We start from the raw sequence: 16,015 nt of genomic DNA on the forward strand, positions 1-16,015 counted from the left end.
TACATTTTCTGGCAAAAACATTACGATTAGCTAAAATTCTGTAGCCGCGCACCTGACAGGGCGCGCTGCGCATACGCACGCGACGCTCACACAGCCGTCGTGCCCCAAAAAGCGCACCACCTAGGCGCACTACACAGGAAAAGACCCACCCATGGACGTCAAGACCGAGCCAGCCGTGCACGACGCGCACGACACCCGCAGACGCGTGCTCGCCATCGTCGGCGCCTCTTCGGGCAATCTCGTCGAGTGGTTCGACTTCTATATCTACTCGTTCTGCGCGCTCTATTTCGCGCCCGCGTTCTTCCCGAGCGGCAACACCACGACGCAGTTGCTTAACACCGCTGGTGTGTTCGCGGCGGGCTTCCTGATGCGCCCGATCGGCGGCTGGCTGTTCGGCCGCATCGCCGACCGGCACGGCCGCCGCGCCGCCATGATGATCTCCGTGCTGATGATGTGCGGCGGCTCGCTCGTGATCGCGGCTCTGCCGACTTATGCGCAGATCGGCGCGTTCGCACCACTGATGCTGCTGATCGCGCGACTGTTCCAGGGGCTTTCGGTGGGCGGCGAGTACGGTACGAGCGCGACCTATATGAGCGAGGTCGCGCTCAAGGGCCGGCGCGGCTTCTTCGCCTCGTTCCAGTATGTGACGCTGATCGGTGGCCAGCTCTGCGCGCTGCTCGTGCTCGTGATCCTGCAGCAGACGCTCTCGACCGAGGAGCTCAAGGCGTGGGGCTGGCGCATTCCGTTCGTGGTGGGCGCGGCTGCCGCGCTGATTTCGCTGTATCTGCGCAAGTCGCTCGACGAAACCTCCACGAGCGAGTCGCGCCACAAGAAGGACGCGGGCACGATCCGCGGCGTGTGGCAGCACAAGGGCGCGTTCCTCACGGTGGTGGGTTTCACCGCGGGCGGCTCGCTGATCTTCTACACGTTCACGACCTACATGCAGAAGTACCTCGTGAACACGGCCGGCATGCACGCGAAAACCGCCAGCAACGTGATGACCGGCGCGCTGCTCGTCTACATGCTGCTGCAGCCCGTGTTCGGCGCGCTCTCGGACAAGATCGGCCGGCGCATGTCGATGATCATGTTCGGCTCGTTCTCGGTGCTCGGCACGGTACCGCTCATGCATGCGCTCAAGGACGTGTCGAGCCCGCTGGCCGCGTTCGCGCTCATCGTGGTCGCGCTCGCGATCGTGAGCTTCTATACGTCGATCAGCGGCCTCATCAAGGCCGAGATGTTCCCGCCCGAAGTTCGCGCGATGGGCGTGGGCCTCTCGTATGCGGTGGCCAATGCCATCTTCGGCGGCTCGGCCGAGTACGTGGCGCTGTGGTTCAAGTCGATCGGCAGCGAGTCGACGTTCTACTGGTACGTGACGGCGCTCTGCGCGATCTCGCTGATCGTGTCGTGGCGCATGCGCGACCCGAGCAAGGAAGGGTATCTGCGCCACGAGCCTTGATGGGGCGAAGCACGAACGAAGGCCCCCCTCAAACAGGCTCGGCCTTCGCCTCCACGGCCCGCTCCATTGCCCGCTGCAGCGTCTCATAGACCTTCGGTCGATTGCACTGCGAAACATTGAAGCGCAGGAAGCTGCCAGCGCCGCGCGACACGCTGAACACGTTGCCCGGCGCGAGCACGACGCCCTGCGCGAGCGCCTCGCGCGCCACGCGCGCGGCGTCGAGTCCATCGGGCAATTGCGCCCACACCAGCATGCCCGCCTGCGGACGCGTCCACGCCGTGACGCCCGCCGCAGCGAGGCGCCGCAGCGTCTCGCCCATCGCGTCGGCGAGCTTCGCGCGCAGGCCGTCCAGATAGCGCCGATAGGTGCCGTCCACGAGCAGCCGCTGCACGAGATCCGCGGCCAGTTCGCCATTGCCGAACGACACCGAGAGCTTCAGGTCGACGAGCGGCTCGATCCAGTCGGCGCGCGCCGCGATATAGCCGCAGCGCGCCGCCGCCGTCATCGTCTTCGAGAAGCTGCCGATGGCCACCACGCGCGCGAGGCCGTCGAAGGCCGCGAGACGCGGCGCCGGATCGGTTTCGAAGTCGGCGAAGATGTCGTCCTCGACGATCAACAGATTGTGCTGCTCGGCGAGCTTGAGCAGCCGATGCGCAACGGCAGGCGCGAGCGTCGCGCCGGTGGGGTTGTGGATCGCCGAGTTCGTCACGTAAAGACGCGGCCGGTGCTCGGCCAACACGCGCTCGAACGCCGCGAGATCAGGGCCCGTGGGCGTATAGGGCACGCTCACGACGTTCACGCGATGCACGCGCAACAGCGCCTGGAAATTGAAATAGCACGGGTCGTCGACCACCACCGTATCGCTGGGCTCGAGCAGAAAGCGGCACAAGAGGTCGAGCGCCTGGCTGCCGCCGTCGGTGAGCACGATCTGCTCGGGCGCGGCCTCCACGCCGTGCTGCGCGAGCCGCCACGCCAGTTGCTGGCGCAGCGCCGGCAGGCCGAGCGGCGTGGCGTAGTCGGTGAGCTGGGCGTGCGGGTCGCGCGCGATGGCGCGCAGCGCGCGCCGCACCGCATCCTGCGGCAGCCACGACGCGGGCAGCCAGCCGCAACCGGGCCGCAGCGCGCGCGCATCGGTTTCGAGCGACTGGCGCGTGAGCCAGAGCGGGTCGATCTCGCGGTCGAGGCGCGGGCCCGGCGCGCCCATCGGCCCGCGCGCCGCGAAGGCGCCGTATGTGCCGTAAGCGCCGGCGCCCGGTGTTCCATGAGCGCCCGGCAGCGCATGTCCCGCCACGAAGAAGCCGGAGCCGCGCCGCGCGATGAGCGTGCCCTCTGCGACGAGCCGTTCGTACGCCTCCACCACCGTCGACTTCGAAACGCCGATCTGCTCGCTCATCATGCGGATCGACGGCACGCGCGCGCCCGCCGCCAGCGCGCGCGAGGCGATGCGCTCGCGCAGCGCCTGCATCACCTGCTCGACGCGCGTGAGCGCGAGAGTCCCTGTCTGCCGGGTGTCTTCCATCTGTACTGCTCCGTGTTCAATACAGTTTGCCCATATTGTACTGATCCTTGGCTTACCGGTTTGCCGCCGCGCGCGCATGATGACCCGTCCGGCACCGTCCCTTCCCGACTCCACCCTCCATGCGCAAACCCCTCGATTCCACCACCGACGGCTGGCTCTGCGGCCTCGCAGGCGTCCTCATCTTCAGCGGCTCGCTGCCCGCCACGCGTCTGGCCGTGCTCGGTCTCGATCCGCTCTTTCTCACCGGCGCGCGCGCCACGCTCGCGGGCGCGCTCGGCGCGCTGCTGCTGCTCGTCCTGCGCGCGCCGCGGCCCGAGCGGCGCGAGGTCGGGCCGCTCGTGATCGTGGCGCTCGGCGTGGTGGTGGGCTTTCCGCTCCTCACCGCGCTCGCGCTGCGCCATGTGAGCTCGGCGCACGCGATCGTCTTCGTCGGCCTGTTGCCGCTCGCCACGGCGATCTTCGGTGTGCTGCGCGCCGGCGAGCGTCCGCAGCCGGCGTTCTGGGTCTTCTCGGCCATTGGCAGCGGCGCCGTGGTGGCGTTCGCGCTGCGCCACGGCGTGGACGCTTCGCCCGTGGGCGACGCGCTGATGCTGGCCGCCATCGTCGCCTGCGGTCTGGGCTATGCGGAAGGCGCGCGGCTCTCGCGGCACCTCGGCGGCTGGCAGGTGATCTGCTGGGCGCTCGTGATTTCGCTGCCCGTGATGGCGCCGCTCGCCTGGTGGTGCCTGCCCGCCTCGTTCGCGGCCGTGGGCGCGGCTTCGTGGTGGGGGCTCGCCTATGTGTCGCTGTTCAGCATGCTGATCGGCTTCGTGTTCTGGTATCGCGGCCTCGCGCTCGGCGGCATTGCGGGCGTGGGCCAGTTGCAATTGCTGCAGCCGTTCTTCGGCTTCGTGCTCGCCGCCCTGCTGCTGCACGAGGCGGTGCCGCCCGCGATGATCGCCGTGACCGTGGTGGTCATCGCCTGCGTGGCCGGGGCGCGCCGTTTCGGGCGCAACGCTTCGGCACCGAGCCGCGCGCCGCAGGCGCAGCGCGGGTGAGGTTGACGAAGCGCAGCCGAAGCCGCCTCGCCGAGCGGCGCCATTTTTGACTCGCTTCATTTCATCGTGCGTCCACGGCATAGTGAGCAGCGTTGCCGCGCCATGCATCGCTCCCGATGCGCACCTGATCCGCGCGGCGCCCACGAACCCGCACCTACCTCATGAATCCACCTCGCATCGCCGCGCCTGTCCTGCGCGACGCCACGCCCGCCGACTTCCGCGCCATCGCGGCCATCTACGCCCATCACGTGCTGCATGGCGCGGCCTCGTTCGAAGAGACGCCGCCCTCGCAGGACGAGCTGCTGCGCCGCCATGCCGCCGTGCGCGAGCAAGGCTTGCCGTGGCTCGTCGCCGAGATCGCCGGCCGGGTGGCCGGCTATTGCTACGCCACGCCCTACCGGCCGCGCGCGGCCTATCGCTACACCATCGAAGACTCGATCTATATCGACGAAGCGTTTCGCGGACGCGGCCTCGGCCGCACGCTGCTCGAAGCGCTGATCGCGCGTTGCGAAGCCGGCCCGTGGCGGCAGATGATCGCCGTGGTCGCCGACCCGAAAGGCGGCTCGCTCGCGCTGCACGAAAGCCTCGGTTTCGAGCTGGTGGGCACGCTGCGCGCGGTGGGCTTCAAGCACGACGCCTGGCGCGACACGACGCTCATGCAGCGTGCGCTCGGCGAGGGCCAACGCACCATGCCGTCCAACCCTCGCGGATAAGTCAGCCCCCATCGCCGCGCCCAGCCGCGCGAACCTGAGCGCAAAGCGCGCACCGTGCGGCTCGATGCGGCACGCGCGCCCTTACAATACGTCCTCCAGGCAGACCGGCCGCGCGCCGGTCCGGCAGACTTCGAGAACTTCGCGCTTATGGAATCCCTGTTCAACCATGTTCACCCGTCCAACTGGAATTTCCTGTGGGACGCCCTCACCAGCTTCGCGCTGCGCCTTTGCGCGGCCGCCGCGATCCTCTGGATCGGCTGGTGGATCGCGCGGCGCGTCGGCAACTGGCTCTCGCGCCAGGACAGCATCGACGCCACGCTGCGCCCCATCGTGCGCGACTCGTCGCTGTGGGGCGTGCGGCTCATCGCGATCGTCGGCGCGCTCTCGCAAGTGGGCGTGCAGACCGCGAGCATCGTGGCCGTGCTCGGCGCCGCGGGTCTCGCCATCGGCCTCGCGCTGCAAGGCACGCTGCAGAACATCGCCGCGGGCATCATGTTGCTGCTGCTGCGGCCCTTCAAGGTGGGCGACTATATCGACGGCGGCAGCGGCGTCAGCGTCGCGGGCACCGTCGAAGAAGTGAACCTCTTCACGACGCGCCTCACGAAACCCGACGGCATCTGCGAATACGTGCCCAACAGCGCGCTGTGGAGCAATTCGATCCGCAATTACAGCCGCAATCCCACGCGCCGGCTCGACCTCGAAGTGGAGGTCTCGGTGCGCGACGACGTGAACCGCGCCATCGAGGTGCTGCGCACGCTCGCGGCTGCCGAGCCGCACGTGCTCGAAGCGCCCGCGCCGCAAGTGATGGTGAGCCGCTTCGACGACAGCACGGCAGTCCTGAATATTCGCTTGTGGTGCAACATCGACACGTTCTGGGAGATGCGCTGGAATCTCTCGCGCAAGGTGCGCCAGGCGCTCAACGACGCGCAATGCGCACTGCCGCTGCGCACGCGCGAGCTCCATATCGTGCAGACGCAGCCCGAGCCGTCGGCACAGGCTGCACCAAACACATCATCCGCACCAGCCGCCGCGGCGGGCCAGCCGGCCCAGCACGGCGCGTAACGTGACGCGAGTGACGTGAAGCCCAACCCGCCGACACCGCCATGAACGCCTTCGCGCGCCGCCTGCGCACGCTCGCCACCCAGCTCGTGCCGCATGGGTATCTCGCGCTGCTGCTCGTCGTCGACGGGCTGATGCTGCTGCGCCCCGTGGCCGAAAACGTGCTGCGCCATTCGCGCGGCTCGTGGTTCGAGGACTGGATCTCGCTCATCAACGCCTTCGGCGTGCTCGCGCTGCCCCAGGCCGTGATCGCGGCGGGCCTCACGACGATGGCCATCGGCATCGCGCTGCGCGCCCGCGTGGCGTGGGCGCTCTCGCTCCTGCTGCTCGCCGCGGCCGGCAGCATCAGCCTCTGGGGCGACTATCGCAGCAGCGTGGTGTTCGCGTTCACGCTCGCGCTGGCCGTCGCGCTCGTCTACTACTGGCGGCGCTTCGACCGCTCGAGCTTCGCCGCCAGCACATTGTTCGCGGTCCTGAGCATCAGTTCGCTGCTCATCTATGCGGTGTTCGGCGCGCTCTATCTCGGCGACGACTTCGCACCGCCCATCCGCACCATCGTCACGGCGTTCTACTTCTCGATCGTGTCGATGTCGACGGTGGGCTACGGCGATATCGTGCCGCGCTCGGATACCGCGCGGCTGTTTACGGCTTCGGTGATCGTGCTCGGCATTACCGTGTTCGCCACGTCGATCAGCGCCGTGCTCGGGCCGGTGATCGGCGGCAAGCTCAAACGCATCGTGAAGGGAGGCATCTCGAACGTGACCCGCAAGAACCATTATTTGATCGTCGGCGCCTCGCCGCTCGCGCATAGCGTGTACGCGGGCCTGAAGAAGCGCGGCTATGCCGTCACGGTGATCGTCGCGCCCGGCACGCAGCATAACTATCCGCCCGAGGCCGACCTCGTGGAAGGCGACGCGAGCGACACGGCCACGCTCCATCACGCGGGCGCGGAAACGGCGCTCGCCGTGCTCGCGCTACGCATGGACGACGCCGAGAACGCGTTCGTGATCCTCGCGATCAAGGAGCTCGCGCCGAAGGTGCGCACCGTGGCGCTCGTGAACGACAGCCGCAACCTGCAGCGCCTGCGCCTGCTGCAGCCCGACATGGTGTTCTCGCCGCAACTGCTCGCGGGGGAATTGCTCGCGCGCACGCTCAACAACGAGACCATCGACAACGATCTCATCGAGCATCTGCTGTTCGGCAAGACGGAGGCGGGCGGGGCCGCGTCGTAAGGCCGGCCTGCGTGAGGCGAAGCCGCTTGACGGCGCTGCGCCGGTTGCCCGGCGTGCCGATGCTTCAGCGCGTACGAGACGGCAGGCGGCGAAACAGCGTGGGATAGTCGATCACGAGGCCGTCTTCGTCGACGCGCAGGTTCGCGGTGAAGTCGCGGAAGATGCCTTCGTAGCGATACTCGCGATCCGGCTCGATGCAGACGTAGGCCTGTTCGACGCGCCTGGGCACGAGGCCGGGCGCCGCGATGTACGCGACCTCGATGGGCCGGCGCTCGCCGCGCGCGAGTCTCAGGCGCCGGATCGGCAGCGTATTCGTGAAGGGCGTGGCCGCGATGTCGATGTCGATGCAGCCTTCGATCGCCTTGAGCGCGCGGCCCTCGCCGTCGCGCCAGTGGCCCTGGCCGTCGCCATGCATGGCGATGGCCTTGCCGCCCATCACGCGAAACGCCGCGTAGGTCACGCGCCAACCGGCGTCGCAATGGACCGTGTAGCAGAGGCCATACGCCTTGCCGTAGCGCTGCCCGATCACCACGCTCTCCACGCGGATCGTGCCGCCGCTCGCGTCGAAGGCCAGATGCTCGATGCCTTCGCCCTCCTCCGAAGCCCAACGTACCTCGCGCATGATTCGTCTCCAGGCGGCTGTCCGGCCGCTGCGGCCATCGTAGCGCAGACGGCGGCGCCGGCACGCGATGCCCGTGAAGCCGGCGACGCCGCGCCCGCGGCCTCGCGCGGCGAAGTTCCGCCGGCAGCGCTCCCCCGCCCGCCATCGGCAAATAGCGACTATCAACGCCCGCGCATGCGCAGGACGGCCCGCTTCGCCTATCCTCGCGATGCGGGTCGTCCGGGCGCGGTTTCCGGCTCGCTGCTGCTGGTTTTCTGGTCAGCGCTTCGGGTCCGCGGTTCAGACCGCTGCGACCGCTGCTCGCTCGAATCCGCATTTCGCAGGCCGCGCCTTCCTCGCTTCCGTTCGCCCATCATGTCCACCCCAGCGCCCGACCAAGCCGATCCGGACGCCGCTTATGTCAGCCCGTGCGCCGACGACGCCTCGGCCACGGACGCCCCGCCGGGCCTCGCCGGGCCGTTGCGCACGCTGCTGCGCAGCCTCGGTCAGATCGTCCTGCAGCGGCATGCCGGCACCGGGATCTGCGTGCTCGCCGCGCTCGCCCTGTGCGATTGGCGGCTCGCGTGCGCGGCGCTGATCGGCGCGACGACGGCCAATCTCTGCGCGCTGCTGGGCCCCCAGTCGCGGCAATGGCATCAATCGCGCCAGGAAATCCGCGACGGCCTCGCGGGCTTCAACGGTGCGCTCGCGGGACTCGCGGCGTTCACCTTCGCGGGCGATACGGTCACGGGCGTCGCCCTCGCGCTGCTCGCGTCGGCGGCCAGCGCGTGGATAGGCGCACCACTCGCGCGCTGGCTGCGCCACGCGGGCCTCTCCGTCTATTCGACGCCCTGCCTCATTGTCACCTGGGCGTGGCTCGCGTTGGGCGCCGGCGGCAAGGCCACCGCTGCGGCCAGCGCGCTTGCGCCGGCCCGGCTCGCGCGGCCCTGGCTCGACGCGGCGGCGGGCGTCTTGAGCGGCGTCGCGCAGACCACGTTCGCCTCGGGCGCGCTCCCTGGCCTCGTGCTGCTCGCGGGCCTCGCCTGGTCGTCGCGCCGCGCGGCGGCCTTGGCGCTCGGCGGCGCGGCGCTCGCGAGCGCCATCGAATCTCTGTGCGGCGCGCCGGGCGCGAGCTTCGCCGCCGGGCTCTGCGGCTTCAACGGCGCGCTCGCGGCGCTCGCCGCCAGCGCGCTCGGCACGCGCGCCGCAGTCTGTGCGACGATGCTAGCCGCGGTGCTGCATCTAGCCGCCGTGCGTCTGCGCCTGCCCGCCATGACCGCGCCGTTCGCGCTCGCCGGCTGGACCGTGCACGGCGCATGGCGCTTGATGGCGTTCGAGGGGTCACGGCGAGGCCAAGGACTTGCAACCGGCGAAGTGCCCGCAGCGGGCGCTCGCGCCGTGCCTGGCGATGTGGTGCCCGCCGATACGGACATGCTCGCCGTGCCGCGAACGGGATTGCGGATCGGCGCGCTAGCTGAATCGCGAACCGATGCGAGAATCGGGGCGTCAACCCAATTGCCAATCGAATCGCCAATCGGTACGGAAACCCCACGCGAATCGCCACGCGACCCGCAAACCGTGCAACAAGCCTGGCCGCGAAACGAACCTCGCGCCCGCCCTGCCGTCCGCTGAAGGAGCCGTCCATGTCATTCGCCCACCGCCCGGCCAGCATCACCGACGACGCCGCGCCGCCCTCCGCCGCGGAGCAGCAACTGCGCGTGGACCTCGCCGCCGCCTACCGGCTCATCGCGCTTTACGGCTGGGACGACCTGATCTACACGCACGTCTCCGCCGCCGTGCCCGGCGAGCCGGGCCGCTTCCTGATCAACCCGTTCGGCCTCGCCTTCGACGAGGTGTGCGCTTCGAATCTCGTGAAGATCGACACCGAAGGCCGCATCGTCGGCAAGAGCGAGCATCCGGTCAACGCGACCGGTTTCGCGCTGCACGCGGCCGTGCATCTCGCGCGCCCCGATGCCGTCTGCGTGATGCATCTGCACAATACGGCGGGCATCGCCGTCTCGATCCAGCGCGACGGCCTGCTGCCCGCCTCGCAGCATGCGCTGCGTTTCTACGGCCAGCTTGGCTGGCACGATTACGAGGGCCTCGCGTTCTCGCCCGCCGAGGGCGCGCGCCTCACCGCGAGCCTGGACACGCATCCCGCGATGCTGCTGCGCAACCACGGCACGCTCACCACGGGCCGCACCATCGCCGAGGCGTGGGTGCTGATGGCAACGCTCATCAAGGCCTGCGAAATCCAGTTGCAGGCCCAGGCGGGCGGCGTGCCGCTCGTAATGCCGACGCCCGAGGTCTGTGCGCACACGGCCGAACAACTGCGCGACGGCGGCGCGATCGAGGGCGTGCTCGAATGGCCCGCACTGCTGCGCAAGCTCGATCGCATCGACACGTCGTATCGAGACTAAACCGGCGACTAAACCCGCGACTGAATCTGTTTCACTACCCCTGCAAACAAGGAGATCCGTATGCCGACTTTCCACATCGAAATGTTCGAAGGCCGCAGCGTCGAGAAGAAGCGCGAACTCGCTGCCGCGCTCACCGAGACCACCTGCAAGGTGCTGGGCGTGGACGCCCAATCCGTCGACATCATCTTCACCGACGTGAAGACCGAAAACTGGGCGACGGCCGGCAAGCTGTGGAGCGATCCGCGCTGAGTCCGCTCGACCCATAGATCGTTATCCTGACGATTTTTCGCGAGGCTTTGCCGCGGCTTCGACCGCAGGGTCCTCCAGACGCCGCGCGGCCTCGCACCTGCCCCATCAAACCGATTCGAACACCTCACATCTTCGCACCTGGGCGAATTGACGCACCACACGCCCCCGCATCCCGAATCGCGCCCGATTTGACGCAAATTGACGCAGTGTGCCCCCGCTATGCGCCCGATCAATCTGTAGCGAACTCTTAATCTAGTTGATCGTTATCAACGATTTAGCGCACGATTTTGCTACTCGGCGATTGACTGCTGCGACACGCTGGCGCACGTCGCAGTGCAGCAAAACACGTCCTGTTCCCCTATGCTTACGTCCATTCGCACGACGCCTCGCGCGAACGCGCTTTCCGCTACGCAAGCACACAGCAGGCACGCACATGCAATCGTCCATCCCCGCATTACAGACGTTATCGTCGCTCTCGGCATTCGATCTGGCCCGGCTGCAATTCGCCTTCACCGTCTCGTTCCACATCGTCTTTCCGGCGCTCTCCATCGGCCTCGCGAGCTTCATCGCGGTGCTCGAAGGCTGCTGGCTCAAGACACGCAAACCGTTCTACAAGGACCTGTGCCTGTTCTGGTCGAAGATCTTCGCCGTGGCCTTCGGCATGGGCGTGGTCTCGGGCGTGGTCATGAGCTACGAGTTCGGCACCAACTGGGGCGGCTTCTCGTCGTTCGCGGGGCCCATCACCGGCCCGCTGCTCATGTACGAGGTGATGACCGCGTTCTTCCTCGAAGCGGGCTTCCTCGGCATCATGCTATTCGGCTGGAACCGCGTGAGCCCGCGCGCGCACTTCGGCGCGACGCTGATGGTCGCCATCGGCACGCTCATCTCCACCTTCTGGATTCTCGCTTCGAATAGCTGGATGCAGACGCCGCAAGGCTTCAAGATCGTGGACGGCCACGTCGTGCCCACCGACTGGTTCAAGGTCATCTTCAACCCCTCGTTCCCGTACCGCCTCGCGCACATGGCGATTGCCGCGTTCATCGTGGCCGCGCTCGTGGTGGCCGCGACCGGCGCGTGGCATCTGCTCAAGGGCCGGCGCGATGCAGCCGTCAAGAAGATGTTCTCGATGGCGCTCGGCCTCCTGCTCGTGCTTGCGCCCGTGCAGGCCATGGTGGGCGACGCGCACGGCCTGAACACACGCGAATATCAGCCCGCCAAGATCGCCGCGATCGAAGGTCTTTGGGACACCGAACAAGGCGGCACCGCGCTCAACCTGTTCGGCATTCCCGACATGCAGGCGGAAACCACGCGCTACGCCGTGAAGATTCCGCATCTGGGCAGCCTGATCCTCACGCATAGCTGGGACGGCGAGATCAAGGGTCTCAAGTCGTTCCCGCCCGATCAGCGCCCGAACTCGACGCTCATCTTCTGGACTTTTCGCGTGATGGTTGGATTAGGCATCCTGATGATCGTGCTGGGCGTGGCGGGCTGGTGGCTACGCAAGCGCGGCACGCTCTACGAGTCGCGCGCGTTCCAGCGCTTCGCGCTGGCGATGGGCCCCACCGGCTTCATCACGCTGCTCGCGGGCTGGATCACGACCGAAGCGGGCCGCCAGCCGTGGGTGGTCTATGGCGTGATGCGCACCTCGCAGGCGGTCTCGCCGCTCACGGCGCAGCAGGTGGGCGTCTCGCTGATTGTGTTCGTCGCCGTGTACTTCCTCGTGTTCGGTACGGGCATCTATTACATGCTCAAGCTGATGCGCGGCGGTCCCGCGCTGCCCGGCGCCACGTCGGGCACGAAACCGCCCGCGTTGCGTCCGCTTGAAAATCCGCAGCCCGGTGCAGCCGCCACGGGCCCGCGTCTCGCGCCCGCCGCGCTCGCCCCGCTCGTCACAAGCCAGGCCGCGCGCCATTCGACTGCCGACGCAAACGCCGACCAACTGATCGACGCCTGAACCCGAGATCCGCGCGAACCGCAAACCACGCACACGAACCGCATTCGAAACGAGGCAACGCAAACATGGACGTCACCGTCATCTGGGCCGCGATCATCGCGCTCGGCCTTTTACTCTACGTGGTGCTCGACGGCTTCGATCTGGGCATCGGCATCGTGTTTCCGCTCTTTCCCGACGAAGAAGAGCGCGATCTCATGATGAATACGGTCGCGCCCGTCTGGGACGGCAACGAGACCTGGCTCGTGCTGGGCGGCGCGGGGCTCTTCGCCGTGTTCCCCGTCGTCTATTCGACGGTGCTCTCGGCGCTCTATCTGCCGCTCGTGTTCATGCTCGTGTGCCTGATCTTCCGCGGCGTCGCCTTCGAGATCCGCGCGAAGGCCAATCGCACGAAGCATCTGTGGGATCTCGCGTTCATCGGCGGATCGACGGGGGCGGCGTTCTTCCAGGGCATCGCGCTGGGCGCCTTCCTGCAGGGCATTCCGATGGCCGACGGGCGCTTCGCCGGCGACGCCTTCGGCTGGCTCACGCCGTTCAGCCTGCTCTCGGGCTTCGGGCTCGTGGCGACCTATGCGCTGCTCGGCAGTTGCTGGCTCATCGCCAAGACCGAAGGCGATCTGCAGCGCCGCCTGCACAAGCTCGTGTGGCCGCTCACGGTCATGCTGCTCGGCTTCATCGCGCTCGTGAGCGTGTGGACGCCGCTGCAGGACCCCGTCATTGCGCAGCGCTGGTTCGGCTCGGGTCTGTTCTGGCGGCTCGCGCCGGTGCCGCTGCTCGTGATTGCGTGCGCCGTGTGGATGCGCTGGGCCGTGCAATCGCGCCATCACAAGACGCCGTTCGCCGCCGCGCTCGCGCTCGTGCTGCTCGGCTATCTGGGGCTGCTCGTGAGCCTGTGGCCCTACGCGATTCCGCAGCAGCTCACGCTCTGGCAAGCGGCCGCGCCGCGCGAAAGTCAGACGTTCACGCTGGTTGGCGCATCGTTCATCCTGCCCATCATCGTCGCGTACACCGCGATGAGCTACTGGGTCTTCCGAGGCAAGCTCCGTCATGGCGACACCCATCACTACCACTAAGGCCGCAAGCGCCGGCATGTCCGGCAGGCGCGCTTCGCGCGAGCCACGCACCCTGCCCGGCTGGCTCTGGTTCGTGCTGCTCTGGTGCGGCGGCGTGGGCGCGGCGGTCTCGCTCGGCTATGCGTTCAAGATCTTCATGAACCTCACGCTCTTCGCGATTAAATAACGCGGGCATCCACGCGCCCGTCACTCGCGCCGCGTTAGACTGTAGGCCATCTGTAACTCTTGCGATAAAAATCATGCAGCAGATGACCTTCATGGAATGCGTGAAACACGCGTGGAAAAGCGCCGGGGAAGCGCTCACGCGCATGCCGGCACTCGTGCTCGGCACCTTCGTGGCCTATGCCGTGCTCGGCTGGCTCGCGCTGGCCGGGCGGCCCGTGCCGGGAGAAGGCGACTTGCCGTCCGTGGGCCTCGTGCTCGCCGCGAATGTGGCCTCGCTGCTCAACGGGCTCGTCTACGTTTGGTTCACGCTCAAGGTCTACCGCTTCGTGCTGCTCGACGAGCGAACCACGCCGCTAATGGCGTCCGGCGCGAGGCCGTTGCTGCGCGTCGTGGCGCTGGGCCTCCTCATGATGCTCGCGCTGATGGGCCTCGCGTTCGCCTTCTGGCTCGTGCTGCGTCCGCGCCACGAGGGCGGCGTGATCTTTCTTTCGCTGATCGTCGGCGTGATCTGGCTGTTCATCGGCGTGCGGCTCAGCCTGCTCTATCCGTCGCTCGCGATCGGCGGCCGCTTCGCGCTCGGCGCGGCGTGGCGCGACAGCCGCGGACACTTCTGGAGCGTGCTGGGCGTCGGGTTGGTCGCGGCGCTGCCGCTGCTCGTATGCGGTGTGGTCGCGCTGATCGGATTCGGCGTCGCCGGCGTCACGCCCGATACCGTGCAGACGCCCGCGGGTTTCACCGCGCTCGCCATCGGGCAGAGCGTCGTCAACGTGGCCTTCGCACTGCTCACGAGTTCGGCGCTCGCCTGGCTCTATCGGTGCTATGCGAACGAGCTCGCAAGCGGTCGCTGAACCTCGTCGATACCGCATTGCCCGGCCCTCACCAGATGCCGGGCACGAAGCGATACTTCACCCGCTCCAGATACGCGCCATAGCCCGGCAGTTCGGCGGCGAGCGCGCGTTCTTCCCGCACGGCGCGCCAGCCGATTCCCGCGACCATGAACGGCACGCACGCGAGGCCCCACCACGAGCCGAGCATGAGCGGCGTGCCCGCGAGCAGCAGGATCGCGAACGCATACATGGGATGGCGCACGTAGGCATAGGGGCCGCTATCGGTCACTGAATGGCCGCGCTCGCGCTGGATCTTCACGACGGGCGCAGCGTAGCGATTGGCCGCGAACACCGCGCGCGTGGCGTAGAGGTCGATGAAGATCGCCACCGCGCCGCACACGCTGAGCCAGAGCGGCACGTGCGACCAGCGAAAGCGCATCGCGTCGATACCCATGAGGACCAGAAATGCGCACCAGCCCACCGAGACCACCACCATGAAGATGCGGTCCCAGGCGGCCTGTTCGCGCTGCGCGAATGGCGCGAGCCGCTCGGCCAGCAGACCCGGGTCGGTGCGCGCGAGCCACAGGCCGATCCACGCGCCCAGCACGGCCCATTCGAGCAGCCAGAGCCACGCAGCGGTCCACGCCAGCGTGCCCGCCGCGACGAACAGCAGCGCGCCCTGAAACGCGAGCCAGATGAGCGTCTGCGTGAACAGACGCTTGACGAGAGGTTTGTCCATCGTGTCCTCCTGTGTCTTTCAGCGATTGACGCCCCGCCCTCGCACGCGCGCGAACAGCGCGTCCATGTCGAAGCCCGCCGTATCGAGACCGAAGCGCGCGCTCAGGCATCGCTCCAGTTCCTCCGGACTCCCGATCAAATGCTCGCTCGCCTGCTGGCCCGTGGCGTCGCGCTCCGAATAGCGGTCGTTGAAGAGGATCGCGCGGCTGTCTTCGCGCGCAATGCACGCAATCAGGTTCTCCCTGAAGAACGATTGCGGCGCCGCCGAGGTGTACCAGTTCGCCACTTCGTAATCGATCCATTGCGCGGGCGCGTCGTCGAAGCGATAGACGTCGGTCCACGCATTGCCGTCGTACTGCTCGAGCGTCCACTCGCGCTCGCCGAGCGGCGTGAGACGCGCCGGCTCGAGCAGCGTCTCCTGCGCGCCGCGCTCGGCGAACGCCATCGGCGCGCATAGCGACGCGCTGCCAAAACCCACGTCGGCGAGCCAGGCCGCGCCGTCCACGTGCACGCGCAGCAGCATATGCGTGCGCGGCGTGATCGTGCCGGGCGGCCGGCCGAACAGCACGCGCGCGGCCAGCGGCTCGACGCGAAAGCCCAATTGCATGAGCGCGTGCGCGAGCACTGTGTTGTGCTCGAAGCAGTAGCCGCCGCGCCGCGACGCCACGAGCTTGGCGAACACGTCGGGCGGCGCGACCGACACGGGCCGCGCGGCAAACGGATCGAGGTTCTCAAAAGCAATCGCGCGCGGATGCAGACGATGCACGGCGCGCAGTACGTCGAGCGACGCCTTGCGCTCGCCGTCGTAACCGATGCGCGCGAAATAACGATCGAGGTCGAAACGGAAGTCGGAATCGGACATGGAGGCGACTCGCTATTCGAAAGATGCGAAAGAGGCGAAGGGTTCGAAGAGGCCGAAGAATCCCGAAAGAGCCCGGAAAACGGCCCGATGTATCGATGATATTCGAGTTCTTT

The 16,015-nt window shown here is 67.8% G+C and carries 16 protein-coding genes; 12 read left to right on the forward strand and 4 right to left on the reverse strand.

What is annotated here, in order from left to right:
• Nucleotides 1–151: 151 nt before the first annotated feature.
• Nucleotides 152–1,456, forward strand: coding sequence for an MFS family transporter (locus U5775_RS24865; protein ID WP_322060752.1), 1,305 nt, complete (start codon nucleotides 152–154; stop codon nucleotides 1,454–1,456).
• 28 nt (nucleotides 1,457–1,484) lie between these two features.
• On the opposite strand, the gene U5775_RS24870 is transcribed toward U5775_RS24865, so the two are convergent.
• Entirely contained in the window at nucleotides 1,485–2,975 is a 1,491-nt protein-coding gene (locus tag U5775_RS24870; RefSeq protein ID WP_322060753.1) for a PLP-dependent aminotransferase family protein, read from the reverse strand.
• Nucleotides 2,976–3,094: 119 nt separating this feature from the next.
• Between U5775_RS24870 and U5775_RS24875 the strand changes: the two genes are divergently transcribed.
• The 4 genes from U5775_RS24875 to kch all read left to right on the forward strand — a co-directional run bounded on the left by U5775_RS24875 (nucleotide 3,095) and on the right by kch (nucleotide 7,016).
• Entirely contained in the window at nucleotides 3,095–4,012 is a 918-nt protein-coding gene (locus U5775_RS24875) for a DMT family transporter (RefSeq protein WP_322060754.1), read from the forward strand.
• Between the two features lie 161 nt (nucleotides 4,013–4,173).
• The gene (locus tag U5775_RS24880) at nucleotides 4,174–4,725 is read left to right on the forward strand and encodes an N-acetyltransferase family protein (protein WP_322060755.1); all 552 of its coding nucleotides are present in this window, start codon (nucleotides 4,174–4,176) and stop codon (nucleotides 4,723–4,725) included.
• 147 nt (nucleotides 4,726–4,872) lie between these two features.
• Nucleotides 4,873–5,787, forward strand: coding sequence for a mechanosensitive ion channel family protein (locus tag U5775_RS24885; protein ID WP_322060756.1), 915 nt, complete (start codon nucleotides 4,873–4,875; stop codon nucleotides 5,785–5,787).
• A gap of 41 nt (nucleotides 5,788–5,828) precedes the next feature.
• Nucleotides 5,829–7,016 carry a voltage-gated potassium channel protein gene (gene kch / locus U5775_RS24890; protein ID WP_322060757.1) on the forward strand — a complete coding sequence of 396 codons (1,188 nt, stop codon included), beginning with the start codon at nucleotides 5,829–5,831 and terminating at the stop codon, nucleotides 7,014–7,016.
• A gap of 64 nt (nucleotides 7,017–7,080) precedes the next feature.
• Here kch and U5775_RS24895 read toward each other — a convergent pair whose 3' ends face one another.
• Nucleotides 7,081–7,638, reverse strand: a complete 558-nt coding sequence (locus U5775_RS24895; protein WP_322060758.1) for a putative glycolipid-binding domain-containing protein — start codon at nucleotides 7,636–7,638, stop codon at nucleotides 7,081–7,083.
• Between the two features lie 354 nt (nucleotides 7,639–7,992).
• Between U5775_RS24895 and U5775_RS24900 the strand changes: the two genes are divergently transcribed.
• From U5775_RS24900 to U5775_RS24930, 7 genes are all read left to right on the forward strand, one after another.
• Nucleotides 7,993–9,249: an urea transporter gene (locus U5775_RS24900; RefSeq protein ID WP_322060759.1), complete on the forward strand. Its 1,257-nt coding sequence runs from the start codon at nucleotides 7,993–7,995 to the stop codon at nucleotides 9,247–9,249.
• 11 nt (nucleotides 9,250–9,260) lie between these two features.
• Nucleotides 9,261–10,037 carry a class II aldolase/adducin family protein gene (locus U5775_RS24905; protein ID WP_322060760.1) on the forward strand — a complete coding sequence of 259 codons (777 nt, stop codon included), beginning with the start codon at nucleotides 9,261–9,263 and terminating at the stop codon, nucleotides 10,035–10,037.
• 60 nt (nucleotides 10,038–10,097) lie between these two features.
• The gene (locus tag U5775_RS24910) at nucleotides 10,098–10,286 is read left to right on the forward strand and encodes a 4-oxalocrotonate tautomerase (protein WP_028221520.1); all 189 of its coding nucleotides are present in this window, start codon (nucleotides 10,098–10,100) and stop codon (nucleotides 10,284–10,286) included.
• 433 nt (nucleotides 10,287–10,719) lie between these two features.
• Nucleotides 10,720–12,240 (forward strand): cytochrome ubiquinol oxidase subunit I, encoded by a 1,521-nt coding sequence (locus tag U5775_RS24915; protein WP_322060761.1) that lies wholly within the window; start codon nucleotides 10,720–10,722, stop codon nucleotides 12,238–12,240.
• Between the two features lie 65 nt (nucleotides 12,241–12,305).
• A complete protein-coding gene (gene cydB / locus U5775_RS24920) occupies nucleotides 12,306–13,310 on the forward strand; it encodes a cytochrome d ubiquinol oxidase subunit II (protein WP_322060762.1) in 1,005 nt (334 codons plus the stop codon).
• Between the two features lie 16 nt (nucleotides 13,311–13,326).
• Nucleotides 13,327–13,476: a hypothetical protein gene (locus U5775_RS24925; RefSeq protein ID WP_415913645.1), complete on the forward strand. Its 150-nt coding sequence runs from the start codon at nucleotides 13,327–13,329 to the stop codon at nucleotides 13,474–13,476.
• Nucleotides 13,477–13,549: 73 nt separating this feature from the next.
• On the forward strand, nucleotides 13,550–14,323 hold the full coding sequence (locus U5775_RS24930) for a hypothetical protein (protein ID WP_322060764.1): 774 nt from the start codon (nucleotides 13,550–13,552) through the stop codon (nucleotides 14,321–14,323).
• 28 nt (nucleotides 14,324–14,351) lie between these two features.
• Here the strand turns inward: U5775_RS24930 and U5775_RS24935 are convergent, their stop codons facing one another.
• Both U5775_RS24935 and U5775_RS24940 read right to left on the reverse strand, forming a co-directional pair.
• Complete coding sequence (locus tag U5775_RS24935; RefSeq protein ID WP_322060765.1) at nucleotides 14,352–15,041, reverse strand: isoprenylcysteine carboxylmethyltransferase family protein; 690 nt, start codon at nucleotides 15,039–15,041, stop codon at nucleotides 14,352–14,354.
• Between the two features lie 18 nt (nucleotides 15,042–15,059).
• Nucleotides 15,060–15,902, reverse strand: a complete 843-nt coding sequence (locus U5775_RS24940; protein WP_322060766.1) for an arylamine N-acetyltransferase — start codon at nucleotides 15,900–15,902, stop codon at nucleotides 15,060–15,062.
• Nucleotides 15,903–16,015 lie beyond the last annotated feature (113 nt).

The sequence above is a fragment of the Paraburkholderia sp. J63 genome (assembly GCF_905220245.1).
In the GTDB taxonomy this organism is placed as follows: Bacteria; Pseudomonadota; Gammaproteobacteria; order Burkholderiales; family Burkholderiaceae; genus Paraburkholderia.